18 protein-coding genes and 2 riboswitches are annotated in these 20,703 nt (G+C 38.1%); of the genes, 3 read left to right on the plus strand and 15 right to left on the minus strand.

Translation table 11 applies throughout. The annotated features are described in order from the left end of the window. Positions 1–23 precede the first annotated feature (23 nt). The 6 genes from EO115_RS01870 to thiD all read right to left on the minus strand — a co-directional run bounded on the left by EO115_RS01870 (position 24) and on the right by thiD (position 6,545). The gene (locus tag EO115_RS01870) at positions 24–530 is read right to left on the minus strand and encodes a hypothetical protein (RefSeq protein ID WP_126937293.1); all 507 of its coding nucleotides are present in this window, start codon (positions 528–530) and stop codon (positions 24–26) included. Positions 531–772: 242 nt separating this feature from the next. Further along, entirely contained in the window at positions 773–1,666 is an 894-nt protein-coding gene (locus EO115_RS01875; protein WP_126937294.1) for a zinc metalloprotease HtpX, read from the minus strand. 6 nt (positions 1,667–1,672) lie between these two features. Next, positions 1,673–3,706 carry a glycine--tRNA ligase subunit beta gene (glyS, locus tag EO115_RS01880; RefSeq protein ID WP_126937295.1) on the minus strand — a complete coding sequence of 678 codons (2,034 nt, stop codon included), beginning with the start codon at positions 3,704–3,706 and terminating at the stop codon, positions 1,673–1,675. 1 nt (position 3,707) lies between these two features. After that, the gene (gene glyQ, locus EO115_RS01885) at positions 3,708–4,583 is read right to left on the minus strand and encodes a glycine--tRNA ligase subunit alpha (protein ID WP_009354040.1); all 876 of its coding nucleotides are present in this window, start codon (positions 4,581–4,583) and stop codon (positions 3,708–3,710) included. A gap of 378 nt (positions 4,584–4,961) precedes the next feature. Beyond that, positions 4,962–5,633: a thiamine phosphate synthase gene (thiE, locus tag EO115_RS01890; RefSeq protein WP_206168422.1), complete on the minus strand. Its 672-nt coding sequence runs from the start codon at positions 5,631–5,633 to the stop codon at positions 4,962–4,964. A 105-nt stretch (positions 5,634–5,738) separates the two neighbouring features. Continuing rightward, on the minus strand, positions 5,739–6,545 hold the full coding sequence (gene thiD / locus EO115_RS01895) for a bifunctional hydroxymethylpyrimidine kinase/phosphomethylpyrimidine kinase (RefSeq protein WP_126937296.1): 807 nt from the start codon (positions 6,543–6,545) through the stop codon (positions 5,739–5,741). 66 nt (positions 6,546–6,611) lie between these two features. Beyond that, positions 6,612–6,708: riboswitch (TPP riboswitch) on the minus strand. 80 nt (positions 6,709–6,788) lie between these two features. Beyond that, positions 6,789–6,895: riboswitch (TPP riboswitch) on the plus strand. A gap of 144 nt (positions 6,896–7,039) precedes the next feature. Here thiD and cytX point away from each other — a divergent pair. The 3 genes from cytX to EO115_RS01910 all read left to right on the plus strand — a co-directional run bounded on the left by cytX (position 7,040) and on the right by EO115_RS01910 (position 8,856). Then, positions 7,040–8,221, plus strand: coding sequence for a putative hydroxymethylpyrimidine transporter CytX (cytX, locus tag EO115_RS01900; protein ID WP_126937297.1), 1,182 nt, complete (start codon positions 7,040–7,042; stop codon positions 8,219–8,221). A gap of 82 nt (positions 8,222–8,303) precedes the next feature. Beyond that, positions 8,304–8,576: a type II toxin-antitoxin system RelB/DinJ family antitoxin gene (locus EO115_RS01905; protein ID WP_126937298.1), complete on the plus strand. Its 273-nt coding sequence runs from the start codon at positions 8,304–8,306 to the stop codon at positions 8,574–8,576. 1 nt (position 8,577) lies between these two features. Beyond that, the gene (locus EO115_RS01910) at positions 8,578–8,856 is read left to right on the plus strand and encodes a type II toxin-antitoxin system YafQ family toxin (RefSeq protein ID WP_126937299.1); all 279 of its coding nucleotides are present in this window, start codon (positions 8,578–8,580) and stop codon (positions 8,854–8,856) included. 100 nt (positions 8,857–8,956) lie between these two features. Here EO115_RS01910 and EO115_RS01915 read toward each other — a convergent pair whose 3' ends face one another. The 9 genes from EO115_RS01915 to EO115_RS01955 form a co-directional block, all read right to left on the minus strand. Beyond that, positions 8,957–9,649 carry a DNA repair protein RecO gene (locus EO115_RS01915; RefSeq protein WP_126937300.1) on the minus strand — a complete coding sequence of 231 codons (693 nt, stop codon included), beginning with the start codon at positions 9,647–9,649 and terminating at the stop codon, positions 8,957–8,959. 150 nt (positions 9,650–9,799) lie between these two features. Then, positions 9,800–11,134, minus strand: coding sequence for a hemolysin family protein (locus EO115_RS01920; RefSeq protein WP_240628899.1), 1,335 nt, complete (start codon positions 11,132–11,134; stop codon positions 9,800–9,802). Positions 11,135–11,270: 136 nt separating this feature from the next. Then, on the minus strand, positions 11,271–12,170 hold the full coding sequence (gene era, locus EO115_RS01925; protein ID WP_126937301.1) for a GTPase Era: 900 nt from the start codon (positions 12,168–12,170) through the stop codon (positions 11,271–11,273). Next, a complete protein-coding gene (gene ybeY, locus EO115_RS01930) occupies positions 12,163–12,639 on the minus strand; it encodes an rRNA maturation RNase YbeY (RefSeq protein ID WP_126937302.1) in 477 nt (158 codons plus the stop codon). The genes era and ybeY overlap by 8 nt, the downstream gene beginning before the upstream one ends. Next, complete coding sequence (locus EO115_RS01935; RefSeq protein WP_126937303.1) at positions 12,636–13,607, minus strand: PhoH family protein; 972 nt, start codon at positions 13,605–13,607, stop codon at positions 12,636–12,638. Before EO115_RS01935 ends, ybeY begins: the two co-directional genes overlap by 4 nt. Before the next feature lie 10 nt (positions 13,608–13,617). Beyond that, on the minus strand, positions 13,618–14,580 hold the full coding sequence (locus EO115_RS01940) for a TIGR01212 family radical SAM protein (protein WP_126937304.1): 963 nt from the start codon (positions 14,578–14,580) through the stop codon (positions 13,618–13,620). A 1-nt stretch (position 14,581) separates the two neighbouring features. Next, a complete protein-coding gene (locus EO115_RS01945; protein WP_371413239.1) occupies positions 14,582–16,381 on the minus strand; it encodes a DUF4080 domain-containing protein in 1,800 nt (599 codons plus the stop codon). A gap of 97 nt (positions 16,382–16,478) precedes the next feature. Further along, positions 16,479–17,603 (minus strand): IS1249 family transposase, encoded by a 1,125-nt coding sequence (locus tag EO115_RS01950; RefSeq protein ID WP_126937305.1) that lies wholly within the window; start codon positions 17,601–17,603, stop codon positions 16,479–16,481. A 239-nt stretch (positions 17,604–17,842) separates the two neighbouring features. After that, a complete protein-coding gene (locus tag EO115_RS01955) occupies positions 17,843–20,482 on the minus strand; it encodes an autotransporter outer membrane beta-barrel domain-containing protein (RefSeq protein ID WP_126937306.1) in 2,640 nt (879 codons plus the stop codon). Positions 20,483–20,703 lie beyond the last annotated feature (221 nt).

The following is a 20,703-nucleotide window of genomic DNA, read 5'->3' on the forward strand; positions in this document are numbered from 1 at the left end:
TACACCTTTAAAAATTTATTGTTCTACACTATTCCTAATCTTTCACCACGTATTTTAAAAATAGTATCCACATCCATATCAAACATCTTGCTTTTGAAATTTATTTCTTCAAAATAATATCTTACTTTTTCTTTGTCGAATTCATTTTCTAATTGTTTCCATAAATCTTTAGTTAATACCACAAATGCCAAAGTATCATTCCCAAGACTTTCAAGACAAAAACGAATTTCATACTTGGGTTGAATAAACTCATTTATAGATTTAATGGTTGTATCTCTATCCATTTTTTCATTATAGGGTATCATAAATGACTTATCTTTATGTTTTAAATAAATATCTTCTCCATAAGTTTTCCCATTATCTTTTAATACTATTTCTATCTTATCTTCTAATTTTTCATTTACATAAAAGATGATATCTTCATCATATTCTCTATGATCGACCCATATAAGAGTATCAGATTCTAAAAGTTCTTCAAAATTGTTCGTATCTTCTAAAAAAGATTTTAATCTTATAAATGTATTATCCATAAATTTTCTCCTTATTTACTTTCAAAATAAGATTATAGAATATAAATTCATAGTTACTTTTCTATGTTAATTGTACCATTTGGCCTATACCCTTATAAAGCGAAATAATTCACGAATAAAGGGGCTATAGAACAAAAATACCTAGCTCACGATCCATTCATAGAGCTAGGTATTTTTATGGTTATATTTAATTATATAGATACGCTAACTCCATCATATTTTCAGCACCAATACATGAGAGCTTACTTCCCCTCCACATAGTGTCGCAATCGTTCAATACGTTTTTCTGTGGCTGGATGTGTGCTATAGAGTTTACTCATGAGACCACTTTCGCTACTTTCAGCAGTATAATTACGCAAGGTAACTAATGCATTATGTAATTCAGCGCCTAAGCCGATTTCATAAGCATATTTATCTGCCCGATATTCGGCTCGTCTACCTGTGAATAAGTCAATAATGATCAAAGGCGCTTTAATAACCCACTGCATGAAAAGTATCTGCAATACCACGCAAAGGTAGAAGATTTGCACAATGAATGTAATTATCGGTAGTCGCAAATATTGAATCCATAATATGACACGCGCAAATAGTTCGTACACACGAATGCACATTTGTCCCAAATAGTTCATATAGAAACAAGAAAATCCATAGGCCCCGTCTTTATGATGAATATGTCCCATTTCATGAGCCACTATGCCCAATAATTCATCATAAGGCAACTGTATGATAGCCCCCGTATTGATACAAATTCGATTATGCCCCATTGCAAAAGCATTGATAGAATCATCATTTTTGATAAACCAGTCGAATTGCGACATATCAATACCCGTATGATTTTGTATATCCTTCTGAATCATCTGCAGAATCTCTATCTCTTGCCCTAGAGGACGACGTCCCCCATAGAGCCACATGGTAATGCGATGAAACCAAGGAATTTGCGCTAGTGCCGCCACAAGTAACACAGAGGTACCTGCTACGGCATAGCTAATATTTTCCAAATTGATACGCACATGAAAGAGGTCCATCGCTTTCATTAAAAAAGGATGATTAATAGGTCCAAAGATGACTTGATACATATACACAATGCTACCAATGATGAACAGATTGGCAAAAAATGTTAATACTGTAACAATCATAAGAACCTACTTCAATTTGCCTAAGTTACTTACTTCGTAAGTCATACGCAATAATTGAAGACGATTTTGTTTCACAGCTTCATCTTTATCCATAACCATAACATGTTCAAAGAATGTTTCAATGTATGGCACCAAGGATTCTGCTAAACTTACAGCTTTCACATAGTCCCCAGCTTCTAAGGCATTGCGATTCGTTGTATATACCGGTAATGCCGCTTTGTACAAGGCTTTTTCAGAATCTTCTTTTAACAAGGATTCGTTAACGCCTGTGAAAGTCACATCTTTCACCATATTAAAGATACGTGTGTAAGCCTGCATTAATGGCTCGTTTTCATCAAGACGATTAGCTGTTAACGCTTGTCCTAAACCTTCTGCTAAGGCAACTGTGACAGTCTCTTGGCTCAATACGATATCTACCACTTGATATGGCATACCTTGTTCTAACAAGATATTTTTCAAACGAAGGATGAAGAAGTTTTCTAATTGACCTAGTAATTCTTCTTGTTTTTCACTAGCCACACCTAATAATTCCATTGCTTTTACCCAAATTGGGCGCATGGATAAAGACCATTTGCTATCCATCAAGATGTTGATGATACCGATCGTTTGACGGCGCAATGCATATGGATCTTGGGAGCCTGTAGGGATTAAACCACGGCTGAAAGTAGCTACAATGGTATCCACTTTGTCAACGATACTCAAAATACGACCTGCATCGGTACTTGGCAAGATATCCCCTGCAAAACGAGGCAAGTATTGTTCAAAAATAGCCTCTCCTACAGCTGGTGTTTCGCCATCTAGTAAAGCATATTCTTTACCCATAATACCTTGCAATTCAGTAAATTCACTTACCATGCCTGTCGTTAAGTCGGTTTTAGCAAGATGTGTAGCGCGTTCTAACGTAACTGTATCTGTAAAGCCTACTTCTTGTGCTAAGGCAGCACCTAATGTTAAGAGACGTTCTGTTTTATCTTTTAAATTGCCCAAACCTTCTTGGAAGACAATTTTTGTCAATGCTTCATAACGACCAGCTAATGGAGTTTTACGGTCTTCATTAAAGAAGAATTTCGCATCGTCTAAACGAGCACGAAGTACACGTTCATTACCAGCTGCTACCACATCTAAAGATTTGCTATCGCCGTTGCGAACTGTTAAGAACATAGGAAGTAATGTTCCTTTGCTATCCACCATTGGGAAATACCGTTGATGGTCTTTCATTGGTGTAATGATGCAATCAGATGGCAATGTTAAGTAGCTTTCATCGAAAGTACCACAAAGTGCTGTTGGATATTCTACTAGGAAAGTAACTTCATCTAATAAATCTTCATCCCACACCACAGTAGCCCCTTTAGTGGCTGCCAATTCTGTTAATTGTTTACGAATTGTCTCACGACGTACATCTTGGTCGATCATAATGAAGTTTTTATTCAATGTATCTACATAGTCTTTTGGTTCTGTAATAGTCAACTCAGATTCACCAAGGAAACGATGACCACGGCTAACATTTGTACTTGTTACATTGGCAAATGTCACTGGTACTACGTCTTGTCCAAATAATGCCACTAACCAACGTACTGGACGAACAAAACGTTCTTCTAAATCACCCCAATGCATGGATTTAGGGAAACTTAAACTTGTAATCAAGGATGGCAATACGTCAGATAATACTTCTTTTGTATCTAAACCAGCTGTCGTTGTATCTGCAAAGATGTAACCATCTACTACTTTCAGTTCAGATACATCTAATCCTTTGCCACGAGCAAAACCGATGGCCGCTTTTGTAGCATTGCCGTCAGCATCATAGGCAATAGACACAGATGGACCTTTATGAGTTTCGTGAACATCTTCACCACGTTCTGCTACGTCATTGATAAATAATGCAACACGGCGAGGTGTGGCATAGACTTTTACAGCGCCATGTGGAATGTGACGTTCCGCCAATGCAGCTGTTGCTAATTCACCTAATTGTTTGATAATATTTGGCAAAAATCCTGCAGGAATTTCTTCTGCCCCAATTTCAAAGAGTAAATCCTTAGCCATCTTATTTATCTCCTTTCAACAATGGGAAACCAAGTTCTTCTCGTTTCGCCAAATAATTTTGTGCACAAATACGAGCCATGTTACGAACACGACCGATGAAAGCTGTTCTTTCAGAAATAGAAATAGCACCACGTGCATCTAGCAAGTTGAATGTATGGGAACATTTCAACACATAATCGTAAGCCGGCAACACAAAGCCCAATTGACATACACGTGTAGCCTCTGCTTCGTACATGTCAAATAATTTGAACAACATATCTGTATCGGCTAATTCAAAGCTGTATGTAGATTGTTCTACTTCGTTCGCATGCCATACATCGCCATATGTGTATTGTTCATTCCATTGCAAATCGTATACATTTTCTACGCCTTGAATGTACATAGCCAAACGTTCTAAACCATATGTGATTTCTACAGATACTGGTTTTACATCGATAGATCCCACTTGTTGGAAATAGGTAAATTGCGTTACTTCCATGCCATCTAACCATACTTCCCAACCAAGGCCCCAAGCGCCTAATGTTGGAGACTCCCAGTTATCTTCTACGAAACGGATATCATGATCTTCTGCATGAATGCCAAGAGCAGCCAAACTTTGCAAGTATAATTCTTGAATATTGTCTGGAGAAGGTTTGATGATAACTTGGAATTGATGATGTTGGAATAAACGGTTTGGATTGTCACCATAACGTCCGTCTGCTGGACGGCGGGATGGTTCTACATAACATACAGACCAAGGTTCAGGTCCTAAGGCATGTAAGAATGTGGCTGGGTTCATCGTACCCGCCCCTTTTTCAATGTCATATGGTTGTTGTAAAATACAACCTTGTTCACCCCAGAAGTTTTGGAGTGTAAAAATCATCTCTTGAAATGTCATTTCCATTCCTCCTTATGTTTTACAGGGAATAAAAAAAGTCCCTGCAACGAAAATCGCTACAGGGACGAGATATACCCGCGGTTCCACCCTAATTGGCTAATGCCCTCTTTTAAAAAATAGCCTTTACTAATTGCCCATACCTAGTATGGTACAACGTTCCTGCCCATGCTCCACAGCGCCTTCTACTCAATTGTGAGCTTTCACCATCCTCACTCGCTAACGGGAGTATACTCCTCTGCTTCATCGCCTATGTATATATACTATTGTATGGATAAAAGGGATTAGTGTCAAGGTGTATCCGCTGAATCAGTGATGTAAGTTCTTAATTACTTTTACTATCCCCCTATTCCACAATAGTCTAGCAATATGTTCTGTATATTATTTTTCCAAGAACATCTTACACCATTCCATGTTCTCTATCCACATGGCCGTTTCATATTCGATATCTTCCATTTCCGTAATAGCTGAGATTACCGCAATACCGTCCACTGGTTCCGCTAACACATCATCAAAATTATCTCGATTAATGCCACCAATGGCCACCATAGGGATAGTCGGATTATGAGCACGTAAGGCTAAAATTAATTCTGGCCCTCGCACGGCTTTGGCATCTTTCTTTGTGCTTGTCGCATACATAGGACCTACACCGATATAATCCACATAGTCCAACTTTGTATTCTCTAACTCTTCCACAGAATTAATGGACGTACCCACAATAGCGTGAGGCAATCGTTTGCGTACTTCTTCAAGGTCCATATCATCTTGACCAACATGAACGCCATCAGCGCCTATCTTTTGAGCTAATTTTACATCATCATTGATGATGAAAGGAACTCCATATTCTTTGCAAATTTTCTGTAACTCCCGTGCCAACTGTTCTTTTTCGTCACCTACTAAAGCACCTTCTCCTTTTTCACGAAGTTGAAAGCAAGTAATACCGCCTTTACAAGCTTCTGTAAGGGTCTTGTGAATATCCTTAGTGTTAGGTGTCCCACAAATGAAGTACAACCCCATCATGGATCGCACTATATCTATATCATGATGTTTCAAAATAATCCTCGTTTCTTTAATCCCAACTATAAAGATTAGTTATAGTATACCACGATACTCAAACTATTCGATATGACTTGCATCATACCTATAGAACTGGATAGATTATTCAGAATACTCATCTCCATAGGCCATATGATTCACAGGTCCATTCCCAGTTCCCAATCCAGGGTTATGTAAGATAGCTAACCGAATATATTCTTTACCAATGGTAATGGCTTCTTCTAGGGATTTCCCTTTGGCAAGTTCTGCTGCTATAACAGCAGAGAATGTACAACCTGTACCATGGGTGTGTACTGTGTCATATTTAGGACTTGTCCAAGAGCGTCGCATGGACATAGTATCTTTTGTAAACAAGTAATCTGTAGCCTCCTCACCGATGTGACCACCTTTGATGATCACCGCTTGAGGGCCTAATTCTTGTAAAATGCGTATCCCTGCTGTATGCAAAGCTTCTACTGTATCAATTTTCATATCTGCCAATACCTCAGCTTCACTACGGTTCGGTGTAATCAAGGTCGCTTTCGGAATCAATTTGCTTTGTAAAGCTTTCACCGCCTCATCGGAAATCAATCGATCCCCACTGGTGGCAATCATCACAGGGTCTAACACATAGGGTACCTTAGGATCTATATATGTTCCTATGAGTTCCATCATTTCTGCTGTGGCTAACATACCCGTTTTCACTGCTTCTGGTATAATGTCTGTATACACCGATTGTAACTGTGCTTCAATCATGGATACATCCATATGGGCAATTTGCGTTACACCTCTTGTGTTTTGTGCCACCACGGATGTAATGACAGCCATGCCATAGACGTGACGACTTTGAAAACTTTTCAAGTCCGCCATCACCCCTGCACCACCTGTTGGATCTGTTCCTGCAATCGTTAATGCTCTATGTAATTTCATAGGTATCTCCTTTACTAGTAACAAAAAAGAACCAATCCTTGGGACGGTTCTTGTACAATTCCTAGTATTCGATGCCATCCACTTTCCTACGCCAGCATTATCTGGTTCAGGTCTAGGGTTTTGACACTCATCAATCTCAGCATAAGCACCCCTAGTGGTTCTTATATTAATTTAGTTATAACATGAAATAGGATCCAATGCAATATAAATTCCTATTGACGTAGTATCATTCAATTCGTATAATACATCTATAAGGGGTGCTCGCAAAAGCGGGCTGAGAGTCAGCTATGTGCTGTAACCCATAACCTGATTTGGATAATGCCAACGTAGGGATATATTAGTATATTTTTTATAGTACCTATACAAATACACAAGGACATATTACTATATGGATCCTTCTTGTACTACTAGGTCTCTTAAGAATATCTATCATCTACAGGCTAATCATTTTGGATTAGTCTTTTTTGTTCCCACTGGCATGGATAGGAGTATTCATGACTGATTCAAAACTTTCATCATCGCGGTTGTCCCTCATTTGGTTCGGCGCCGCTCTTTCCATTGCAGAAATTATGACAGGCACCTATTTTGCGCCTCTAGGATTTTCGGACGGACTATTAGCCATCATCATCGGTCACGTCATCGGCTGTTTGTTATTATTTGGCGCTGGACTCATCGGCGCTCGTGAACACATGAGTTCTATGCAAACTGTATCCACTGTCTTTGGCAATGGAGGCATGAAATTGTTTTCCATTTTAAACGTTCTACAACTGATCGGTTGGACCGGTATTATGATTTATGACGGTGCTCTTGGTGCCGTAGAGTTATGGAATCTACCATTCACTGCCTGGACTGTCATTATAGGTGCTCTCATCATTGTATGGCTCTTTATCGGTATCCGTAACATGGGCTATATCAACAGTATCATGGGCTACGGCTTAGGTATCCTCTGTATCTATTTGTTGATTAGCTTATTACAAGAAAGTTCCATTCATAGCCAAGGAATCATCACTGATGAAATGACTTTCACAGCGGCCTTAGAATTATCCATTGCTATGCCATTATCTTGGCTACCACTAATCAGCGATTACACTCGATTATCCAAGAACCCTGTAGCAGGTACTGCGGCTAGTGCCATTGTGTATGGTGTAACTAGTTCTGTCATGTATGTGTTAGGCCTTGCTGCTGCACTCTATACAAATGAAAGCAACATTGCAAAGGTACTTCTTCATGCTGGCTTAGGATTTGGTGGATTAATTATCATCGTATTCTCTACTGTCACAACTACTTTTATGGATGCCTTATCTGCTGGTATTTCCTCTGAAAGCTTGCAATCTAAATACTCTGGTCGTACCATCGGTATTATCGTTACCATCATCGGTACCATCGGTGCATCCGTTTATCCAATGGATAATATCATACCATTCTTATACACCATCGGATCTGTATTTGCTCCTATGATTGCTATTTTATTAACCCATTATTTCTTATTACGCCGTTGTCCACACCTTGACCATGGTCCAACACTATACATCATTTGTTGGGCATCCGGCACTGTTATGTACCATCGTTTCCTCGATAGTAACCCATTCTTAGGAGCTAGCTTATCTACCATCGTAGGAACATCATTGGCAACCATTGTAACAGCCTATATCATTAGCAAATTGAGCAAAAGTTAATATTCCCCTTATTATTTTATAACTACATTTAATTTACATTGTAAACTGAATGTAGTAAAATAAGAAAAAAGGAGGTAAGACTATGGCTACAATTCCTACACAAATACGTATCGACGAACATGTAAAGAAAGAAGCTACTGAACTTTTTGGATTACTCGGTTTAGATATGTCTAGTGCTGTAAATATGTTTTTAAACCAATGTATACTACGAGGTGGAATTCCATTTTCAATAGAAGTACCAAACTATTCCACTAAAGTATTAGATGCTATGAATGAAGCTATACTTTTATCTAACAATCCTAATGTAATTGGTTATACTACCATAGAAGATCTAAAAGAAGCATTAGAGGCATAATATGTTTACAATTAAGTTTACTACTGCATACAAGAAAAGTTATAAACTTATGAAAAAAAGAGGTCTAAATCTTTCCCTCTTAGATTCAGTGGTGTACATGCTTGCAAATGGAGATACACTTCCAGAAAAATATCATGATCACGCCCTCAAAGGTAAGTTCAAAGGTTTTAGAGAATGTCATATTCAACCAGATTGGCTATTAATTTATATGTTAGAAGATGATATCTTAACTCTTACATTAGTAGATACTGGTACCCATACCGATTTATTAAATATTTAATACTTTATTATACATTACTTTTAGAAACTACATTTTATCATAGAACTATTTTAGTATCTTATAATAACAAAACGCGGTCACATGACCGCGTTTTTATTAATTATATCATCGTCTCTAAAAACTCAATGCTATGCAATGTATATCCTAGTTGATATGTCAAAAGTTTCCGTAATAGAATTTCTAATTGATCCCATTGATTCGCAGTAAGACGTAAAGGCCTTGTAGGAATCCAATCATAGTTCAAAAGCATTGTTATACCTTGTTGTAACTCTTGTTTCACTACATATTGACAGGTTTCATAGAGTTCATCACATAAGCTTACTATGGTCTCTGGATCTTGAAAATGTGACCCTTGAGGCACGAATCCAGCAATGCTTAACATATGCCAACCTAATACAATAGATCCTAATCGTACTGGTTTATCTTGTATGGCTTGTAAAAATCGGCTCATATTTGTATATACACTGCGGTCTAATTTACCTTTTTCAAACAAAGCACTTACTAGTTCACCGCTAAAGGTAGCATAGGAAATATCTTCTAAACTTTCATAATCACGTGTAGAAATCCCATCTATCTGGATAATATCGTACATGTCTCCGTTAGGAGCTACGGTCAAATATAAACGGCTTAAAGGTTGCAAATACGCTCCTTCTTTATAGTTAGCTTTACGTTTATGAGGCACAGAGCAAAGTATAATGCCTTCTAACTTCGTGAGGAATGCATAAATACTATAGTATTTTCGTTTTTTACGCCACAGTACGATGGCTTCGCTGGTAAATGTATTTGCTTTCATCTACAATACCTCACACTTAACAGTATATTACTACTAATTCAGCAATACATGTATTATCCTTGTATATACTCTTGATATTCTTCTACATATACATACTCTATATAGTCTACACAAACATAAAATCCGCATGATTCTTGCATACAGTATCTATTAATTTGATTCGTCATCTATATTTTCTTCAACAGGCACTGGCACGGCATATACACGTTCGATACGATATCCCTGCATTTCTGTGACTGTGAAAGTATATCCATCTACGGTGATCACATCACCAACGGCTGGAGTTCGTTCTAACATACCAAATATAACACCACCAATAGTATCTTCGTCCACATCACCGAAGGAAATATCTAATAGATCTTCCACTTCATCAACTAATACTTTTCCGGCAAAATTGTAAGTACCGTTGGAATTTTCCACAATAGCCGGTAGATCACGTTCATGCTCATCTTGAATATCTCCAACCAGTTCTTCTAGGATATCTTCTAAACCTACTAAGCCTACCATACCACCGTATTCATCCACCACAATAGCTTGATAAATACGACGTGTCCGCATGTGTTGTAATAGAACAGATAACTTCATCACTTCTGGAATGATAAGAATATTACGACGTATGGAACGTAAATCTTTACTTGCTTCTTCACGACGTTCCATTAAGTCCTTAATATGGACAAGACCGATAATATGATCTTTGTCTTCTAAACACAATGGATATCTCGTATGGCTTGTAGAGGATACGATATGCATGGTCTCTTCAAAACTATCTTGGGTGTATACACATACCACATCTTGCCGAGGAATCATAACTTCTTTTGCAATGCGGTCAACAAAGTCAAATACATTGTCGATGAGCTCACCTTCTACATGGTCAATTTCACCTTGTTGATGGCTACGGCTCACCAACGCACGGATTTCTTCTTCTGTATGAACAAGGTCAATTTCTGTACGATACGGAGCTTTGAAAGTTTTTAATATAGTATTTCCAATCCACTCTGCTAAATATACAAAGGGTAATACTATTTTCCCAACCATACGAACGATAGTTACACTGAAGCCTACATAACGTTCTGGAAAGGATAGCGCTAACCCTTTCGGAATAATTTCACCGAATATGAGCACTATTACCGCAAATAATGCTAATACAATCCACTCTACTACAATCGCATAGGTTGTATCATAAAATCCTAGCTGTTGCAGTATAACATCTGTACTAACTTCTAAATATCGCCCCACATACACAGCTAAGACGATAATAAAAAACAAAATAAAGAATGTAGACGTATTCATAAACCGTTCAGGTCGTTGATATAACTCTCGTAATTCTTCTTTTTTTCCATCGCTCAATGTATCCATATCTTCTAAATGTTCTTCGCGAAGACGAGCAAAAGAAAACTTACTAATCACAAATACACTAATAATTAAAATACAAAAGATGGCAAATAGAATCATGCCACCCGTGACGGGGGTATCGATATAAATCATTCCTTTCCTATTAATAACTTGTATACCTATACATGTATCTTATATTGTTGACAACTTCTTAGGACCGAGATAGACCCTGTATTCAAATACCCTATACTGGATATAACATGATGAGTAATATTATATACCTTACTATTTAATTACGATATCCTAATTCCGACAACATACCAGATTTATTGCGCCAATCTTTTTTCACTTTTACCCATAAATCTAGGAATACTTTTGTAGCCAATAAACGCTCTACATCACCACGAGCTTGGCGGCCAATAGTTTTTAACATAGCTCCTTGTTTACCAATGATGATACCTTTTTGGGAATCTCGTTCTACGTAAATAGTAGCTCGTACATAGGTCGTGCCATCGTCTCTCGTTTTCATTTCATCTACATCGACAGCGATAGCATGGGGAATTTCATCATGAGTCTGTAACAGGATTTTTTCACGCACAATATCAGAGATAATCAAACGTTCGGGTTGATCTGTAATCATATCATCTGGGAAGTATTTCGGACCTTCTGGTAAATGTTTTTCTAGTAAGTTTACCACTTCTTCAATATTGTCTTTTTCTTTTGCAGAAATCGGCACAACCGCCTCAAAAGGATAGCTATTTTCATAGGATACAATAGCCTCCAACAAGTCTTGTTTTTCCATCGTATCAATTTTGTTCACAATGAGGAACACTGGTACATTCACCTTACGCAATTGCTCAATGACGAAGTTATCTCCAGGGCCACGTTTTTCATTCGCTGCTACCACAAATAATACAGCTTCTACTTCACGCAAAGAATCTACCGCTTGGTCTACCATGAATTCACCTAATTTATGTTTTGGCTTATGTATGCCCGGTGTATCCATGAATACGATTTGTTTCTTTTCATCTGTATAAACACAAACAATACGGTTCCGTGTTGTTTGCGCTTTATCAGATACGATGACAATTTTATCATCAATCAATGCATTTATTAATGTAGACTTTCCTACATTTGGTCGTCCTACAACGGCTACAAAGCCTGATTTAAATCCTTTTCCACTATTCATTATATGGCATATCCTCTCGTACATAACCTAAATTACCAAGTACAAACTCTTCTTCTGTGCGCATTTCTTTTTTATCTTCATCTGTCATATGGTCATACCCTAAAATGTGTAAGCAGCTATGAACAGTTAAATAGGCAAGTTCACGAATAAAATCATGATTATACTCTTTCGCTTGCTCTGCCGCTCGCTCTAGGGAAATGACAATATCCCCTAATAACTGTCCTTCTTCCTCGATAGAAGCTTCATCTCCTTCATTGAGGGCAAACGATAACACATCTGTAGGCATATCTTTACCACGGTATTCACGATTTAATTCCTGAATTTTTCCGTTGTTACAGAGGAGCACACTATATTCATCTTCCTCGTGTAATCCATACACACGAGCCACTTCATTACAGCACCGTTGAATGACTTCCTCATAAGTGCTATTCTGTTCGATTCCCTCATCATAGGAAATACTTACAATCATTCTTGTTTCCCTTTCTCTGAAAGTTGATATTCTTCATAGGCTTTCACAATGCGCCCTACCAAATCATGACGTACTACATCTTGGTCTGAGAAATAAATAGACCGAATCCCCTTGATTCGTTGCAATACTTGCTCTGCTTCAATTAAACCAGATGTTATCTTCGGTGGCAAGTCGATTTGCGTAGGATCCCCATTGACCACCATTTTCGATTGATAACCCAATCGTGTTAAAAACATCTTCATCTGTTCTGGCGTCGTATTCTGCCCTTCATCAAGAATAACAAAGGAACGTTCCAAGGTGCGACCACGCATGTAAGCCAATGGTGCTACCTCGATAGTCCCTTGTAAGAGCATCTTCTGCACTCGTTCTACACCGAACATATCATGTAAAGCATCATAGAGAGGACGTAAATAAGGATCTACTTTTTCTTGCAAATCTCCTGGTAAATAACCCAGCTTTTCCCCTGCCTCTACGGCAGGTCTCGTCAAAATAATACGATCCACTTCACGATTTTTCAAGTAAAATGCTGCCAGTGCAACAGCTAAATAGGTTTTTCCTGTTCCCGCAGGACCAATGCCAAAGGTGATCGTATTGCGACGGATACTATCTACATATTGTTTTTGGCCCACTGTTTTAGGAATAATAGGATTCCCCTTCACAGTCACATTGATAGTATCTTCATATAGCTGAAAAAGTGATTCTTTTTCGCCTTTCAAGATCATCGTGGTAGCTGTTCGCACATGATGATCGATGATTTTAATATGATTTTTAAACAAGTATAACAGTACATCTAACACTTCCATTGCTACTTGTACAGATTCCTCTGAACCTGTTATATCCACAATAGTATCTCGATGTAATATATCTACTGTTACTAGTTCTTCTAATACTTTCATGTGAGATCCTTGAGGTCCCACGATAGGTCCTACCATGTCATAAGTAGGTATGGTAAATCTCTGATTAGCCATATGCTCCCTTTCACAGAAATTTTTGAACCGCAGCGCCATGTAAATAATCATAACCGCTGCCTTGAGAAATATCTTCGTCTTCCATAATTTGATCAATCAAATCTTGTACGCGCCACCAGCCCATAGACCAATTGGTAAAAATCGTATTTTCCTCTGGCGCACGTCCCACCAGTCGTTGTAACACGATTTTAGGATCTAGGTAGCGTAAAAATTCTACCACTCGTCGAGCGTATTCTTCTGCACTGATTAAGGTAAATTCACCAGCCTCATAATCACGTGCCATTTTCGTATTCTTTACTAAGTATAATGCATGAAGCTTCACTTGGTCTACCTGTAATGCAGATAAAGTTTTCGCTCCTTCAATAACATCGTCCATGGTGTCCCATGGAAGGTTCAGTATCATATGAGCACACACTTCAAATCCATAACGCTTGATGCGCAATACTGCATCGATAAACTCCGCCATCGTATGTCCTCGGTTTACTTTTTGTAATGTATGATAGTTCACCGATTGTAAGCCTAATTCTACATAGATATCAATACCATATTTGTTTTGTATATCTTTTAAAATATCTAAATAGGCATCATGTACACAGTCCGGACGTGTGGCAATGGCAATGCCTACTACATGTTCTAAACACGCTTCTTCCACATACTGGCGGAACTTCTCTAGTGGTAAATAGGTATTACTAAAATTCTGAAAGTACGGTATATATTTATAGGCTTTATACTTTTTCGCAATATGCACCACGGTTTCATCAATTTGCTGTTTCACCGTCATAGAGGCTGGTCGATTTTCATAGCCTGCTCCAATTTCACCACAGAAAGTACATCCACCTACACCTGCTGATCCATCGCGATTAGGGCACGTCAACGGCAGTGCCACTGGAATTTTATAAGCCTTTTCCCCATATCGCTCTTTGTAAAAAGCAGATATCATACGATACCGCTTTGGCTTTGTGGTATCACTCATATCACACCTCCTCGCTGATAGTTACACTAGTAGTATGTGCCAAATCATCTAGATGGATTTTCCCACATTGTTGATGGCGTATAAAAGGTTTCGTCTCACCTTTTACGTCAATGATGACCTCTACAGCACTATAAGAACCCCTTGGAATCCCTAAGTATGGCAATGTAGCACCACACACCTCTATCGTGTGGTAATCTTGTCTCACTTTACGCCACTCCACAAAGGAATAGTTAGGGATATATTGTTGTACTAAACTTTCCTCACGCCAGAATACCTCTGCCTCTTGCATTTCTTGCTTTCTATCTTTCGATAAACCAAATCGTTCATCCCGTATTTTACCATTGAAAGAAGTCAACACATCGTAGCGCAGTAAATCACAGGCCACTCGGTCTCTTTTCAAGGTAAAGAACTCATAAAGGAATGCTATTTGATCAGCATCATTTAATTTTCTATCCTGATTCCCGTTTTCTAACCATAACTTGGTCATCTCTTCAAAATAGGCAAAGGCCGATCCCTCTTGGATCAAGCTTTCACTAATGTATCCAAATACTGTGCGATACCGTTCACTATTATAGAATCGTTCGAACACATCTTCAAAATGTTTTAACATGCGTACATCATCATATGGTAAGACATGGGTTTGTAACACTTCGTAAGGTGCTTTCGGATTCGCAATATACTCGTACTCTGCCATAGAACGCACGCCAGAGCCTTTTAATAACTTTAAAAATCCAATCTGCAACGCATGGGGTTGCAAACTGAACAGATCATTAAAAGATTTCTCAAAAATAGCTTTGCTTTCATAAGGCAAGCCTACAATTAAGTCCATATGCACATGAGTACGCCCGGCCTTGATAATCGGAGGGATAACGGACTGAATACGGCCCCAATCATTGCGACGATGAATGGCCTCCAATGTCTTATCATGAGTACTTTGAACGCCTACCTCTATCTGTATTTGACCATGACGAGTAGAACTTAAAATATCTACCTCTTTTTCAGTCATTAAAATGGATTCCATTTCCAAGTGAAAGTTCGTCTGGCCCCCATGGTCACGCATCCACTCCATCAATGGAATGTGATGATGAGGGGCACAGTTGAACGTACGATCCACAAACTTCACTTGTTTCACATTGTGATCAACGAACCAAGCCAACTCTTCACGTACCCGTTCTTGTGGAAAGAATCGTACAGTGTTTCGATTTCCAGATAAACAATACTGGCAACTAAAGGGACAACCACGAGAAGATTCATAATAGACAATTTTATTCCCTAAGGTAAGCATATCTTCCTCTGTGTACGGGAATGGTATGGTGCTTAGGTCTTTCACCTCTACAGCCTCTTCCGACCCTTGAATGTTGCCTTGCTCTCTACCTAAGATGCCAGGTATGACGGGATTAACAGGAGATTGCCCTGTACGAATTACTTTCACAAAGGAAGTAAAAGCTTCCTCAGCTTCCCCTTGCACAATATAGTCAATATATGGGTGGTCTTCTAATAATTCCCTAGCAGTATAACTCACCTCTGGACCACCTAATATAATTTTCGCGTTAGGACGAACCGCTTTAATCATAGAACAAAGATGCAATGTCATATCGATATTCCAAATATAACAAGCAAACCCTATTACATCTGCATCTAAGGTGGTCACATTATTTAAAACATCTAAAATAGGCATATTAATAGTGTACTCCACTATCTCATATGCCTCGTCTTTCGTTCTTCCATAAGCCTGCAAATAGCGCAACGCCAAAGAAGAATGTATATATTTTGAATTCAACGTTGAAATGATAACTTTCATTTGTACCTCACTCATCGAATGAACCTAGTTCATCGGCTATTGTTCTATTATACCATACAATGCAAATACGGGTTATAGGACAAAATGAGTTGGTAGACTAGTCCCAGTTTTTCGTAATAGATATATCATAATTATGTAGATCACCCCATACAATTGCATCTCCCCATGTAGGGATCATATCTTCTAAAGTTTCTCTTTCTGACATCTCTTTATATATCTTAGCTATACTTTTATCTGTTGGCATTACCTTGAGAATCTCATCGTATGGTAATGGATGTGGAGAGCGCATATAACACCACCAAAATACCGCTTTTATCCTACGTTCAACAGATAGCCCTCTATGGGTCCTTAACATAGCTCTTAATTGGGCATTAATACCTCCTTCTATCCTGTTATTTGTAGCTGGCAACTTTCTTTCATTAACTAATGCATCTTTAAGATAGGTAAATAGTATACCCTGTTTCACCAACTGACAAAGAGACCGTTCTGCTTTTACTAGTCTTTCATGTTTAGGATGCAAACTACCATACTCATCTCTAATCATTTCACTCAAAAATGTATTATACCTCTTGGACCAATTCTGAAAGCGTTCTTCCCATGCTTTCATTTCTTCTATTCCATGGATAGCCAATAAGTCTTTTGCTAATACGTATAACTCTGTTCCTGCTAATGTTTTGGGCCTAGATGTTGTATATCGCTTAATCTGGCAAAACACATGGTATAAACACCTTTGGATCCTAGTCTTTTTCCAAATTCGCTTACAGGCCTTTTTAAATCCAACTCCACCATCAGTAACCACTATAGTAGGTGAGGCAATCCTTTGTAATAATGCCCCCCATGCTGCTGCATGTTCGTATCTACATACATACCATCCCAAGACATGTGTATCATCACAACATATTAATACACATACTTTTCGTCCTAAATAAATGCCATCAACATATACTATATCCCGATGAGCCTCTATTTTAGGTGGCATAGGCCATATTTCCCAAAATTGAACTGTATTTCGCCTAAATGTCCGACTACTTACAGACATCTCATCTTGTGTTTTACCGCTTAACAACCATGCAAGAAATTGGTGAAAGTGTTTTATCGTGCTATCAATAGTATTCGTAAATACTGTTTTACATTCACGACACTGCCAACGTTGAGTTCCCTTTTTAGTTTTCCCATACTTATGACAAGGAAATCCACAATTTATACATTTTATCTGATTCATTATTCACCTCTCCTAACGATAGATTATTTAGGAAAATTAAATATCAATCAGACCTGTAATTGCAAGGGGTTTCAGACTTTTTACCAACTCATTTTGTCCTACCTCAAAGTTCTTTAAAACAACTTTAAAATTCAATGAGCCTAGTGTTTAACTAGGCTCATTGCTATTAAAACCAACTCATTTTGTCCTATAACCCGCAAATACCTCACTACTGGAGACCCAATAGTGAGGTATTACGATTAGAATCGATGTCTAAATCCTGCATTAATTTGCCAATTTTGTTTTACCTTATGTTTTGTTGACCCTTGTGCTTCAAAATAAAATTGTTTATTTTCATCTTTACTGATATAGGATGCACCAAATCCATAAGTAAACCAACTATCTTGTTTCGATGGTTTTTCCACAGCCACTTCATTAAAGGTATGCGTTGTATCTCCCCATAATTCTCGTTCATGCATAATCTTAATATATGGATTAATATGTCCTGGTGTGATACTGTCTATACCAATTCTGGCACCGATACGCAGAACTAAACCTTTAAAATCATCTGTCACTGATATTAATCCATGTTTCATATGCATAGGATAACCACCAATCCTTTGATACGTCAATTGTGCTTCTGGTTCTATATAATACTTGCGTGTATCATTTTTCTTGAAATAGAAGCGTCTACCTAATTCAACTGATCCGAGATACGATACAGTGTGCATAGTATCAGAAGATACATCTGTATGAGAACGGTTTATCATGTCGAACCCACCACGGTAATTAGCGATACGTCCCACAAGATCAACATACATATTTGTTTTCGGATGCACCCAAGCGGAATACCCACCTATTGCAGCTTGTGTGAGTTTAATAGAGCCACTGAATTCATCTAGTGTGCCACGGGCCTGTAACATACCTACATCAAGTCCATGATAGGCAATCCATGCTCCATGCTTTCTTCGCCAATCAAACCCACCTTGTATGCCGTGATAGTTATTGCTATATTTACCTACCTTTACATCTCCATCGCTACTATATTTACCACCAATTAACTTTACCCAAATGTCATTAGACTTGTGCATCTTTTTATCTAGGTGTATTTCCCCTAATCGTTGTACTAGTGTACCCATGGTAGCCAAATTACTTTGGTATATCATATTATGTAGTACTTCAACAGCCTGAGCTCCAGAACTCAATCGACCAGTAGGATTTAAGTAAAAATCATTCTTTCCATCTGGTTCAATTTGGGCTATCTTTGAAGTTTCAGAATTAGATACAGTGAACTCATAGGCGCCTTGATCTGTAGTACCATACAGTAATTTATACTTGGCCTTATTGTCAGTCAAATCTCCTAAGTTTTCTACAAGTTTTAAGTGCTCACGGCCCTTCGTTTTAGCTGTTCCATCATCTTTATAGACAATATTATAGACTCCATCACTGCCTTTTCGAGTCACCAATCTATCAGAATCACCACTGACAATATTCCCGTTCATTTTCAGTGTTCCTGCATCCCCTATTAAATGTTTTACAGATACATTGACATACTTGTTAGCGCCTGCAAATTCTACAATGGCACCTTTGGTTAAATCCAAATCTTTCACCATGGAATCATTCGTGACTTTCCAGTGAGCGCCATTGCTCATAGTAAGATTAATCGCATTATTTGTGTTATCAATAACATCATTTTTTATGATGCCATGCTCATCAAAATACAATTTGCTTTTCTCGATAGAAGCTTCTGCCTCTGCAATCTTTTTCATAAGATTTTCTCTTACTTTAGCAGATAGGGTAGGTTTCTCTAGTGTTTTTTTCCAGCCCTCAATCTGTTTCTCAAATTTTTCAATATCCTGTGCCCGTAGGATGACATTATCATCAGCATCGACAGTTTCATCAAATAGATTCTGCTTCGATGTAAACTTTTCTTTACCTATATGAGCCTCGCCTTCAAAATAAGAGTCTTTATTACCTAAATTTAAATTAACGATACCACTATTATAGGCATGTATATCCCCTCTGATTTGAATCACTTTATCGGGTCCACCTACAATATCAACTTTGCTATTTTTTCCGTCCACACTAATAGCGTCTCCAATGCTTTTAGGATTACCCTGCGCATCATATACAGGTGTTACATCTACAGTGAGATTTCCTCTAAATATAGCTTCTAATTTAGAATCATCGGGAATTGTATCCCGATCTCTTTTACTCGCCCTGGAAGTGAGACCAATCCCATAATTTTCTGCCTCTTCTTGACCATGTCTATCTATTTTTACATTAACATCACCATCAAACTCCATCACCGTCACAGTGGGGGTTTCTTTTTTTACAGCCGTTGATCTAACCGTATTATTATAATGATTCACAAATATACCACGAGCATGACTAGAAGCTGACGTAACATTCACATTCAATGTAGATCCTGCTTCTGAATGTATATGATAGTTTCCTACAGTTGTGCCATTATTAAATAATTGAATACCATTTGACTGTTTTCTAGCATAATTATCTAGCTTTGGATCATCTAATAAGGTGTTGATGGTATTCACCCCTTTAAATGTAATCGACGCAGCCGCAAGGCCCTGCTTTCCGGTACTATTCACACTGATTTGATCCACTGTTTGAATCCCAGATGACATGATATGATTGTCAACGGTAACATCCTCAAATACAATATTATTCTCTCCAGCAACACCGCCATCAGATATCAAGATACTTGATGATGGCTCATAAGCTTTCTTAGAATTAAGTGAAAAACGATAGTCCCCTTCACGTAGTCCCACAACTGATGTATTGGTATTGAACGTACTAGCTGGTCCATTAGAATCTTCTAATTTACCTTTAATCGTGATATTATTAGTGCCTCCCAATGCAGAAATTGCTAAAAAATTCAACGGTTTATCTTCCTTAGTTGCATCGTACGTATAAGACGTTTCCTTTCCAGGATTTGAATACACCACAGTATACTTGTCTCTTGTTATCACCTCTGCGGATACAGTCCACACATTTGTCAATAATGAAAGAGTAATACAAGATAGCAATACGTCATATCATTTCATAATACACCCCATATACATATACACACATAACCATGCAGTCCAACCTAAACCTTATA

It is taken from the genome of Veillonella sp. CHU740 (genome assembly GCF_003992055.1).
GTDB lineage: Bacteria > Bacillota > Negativicutes > Veillonellales > Veillonellaceae > F0422.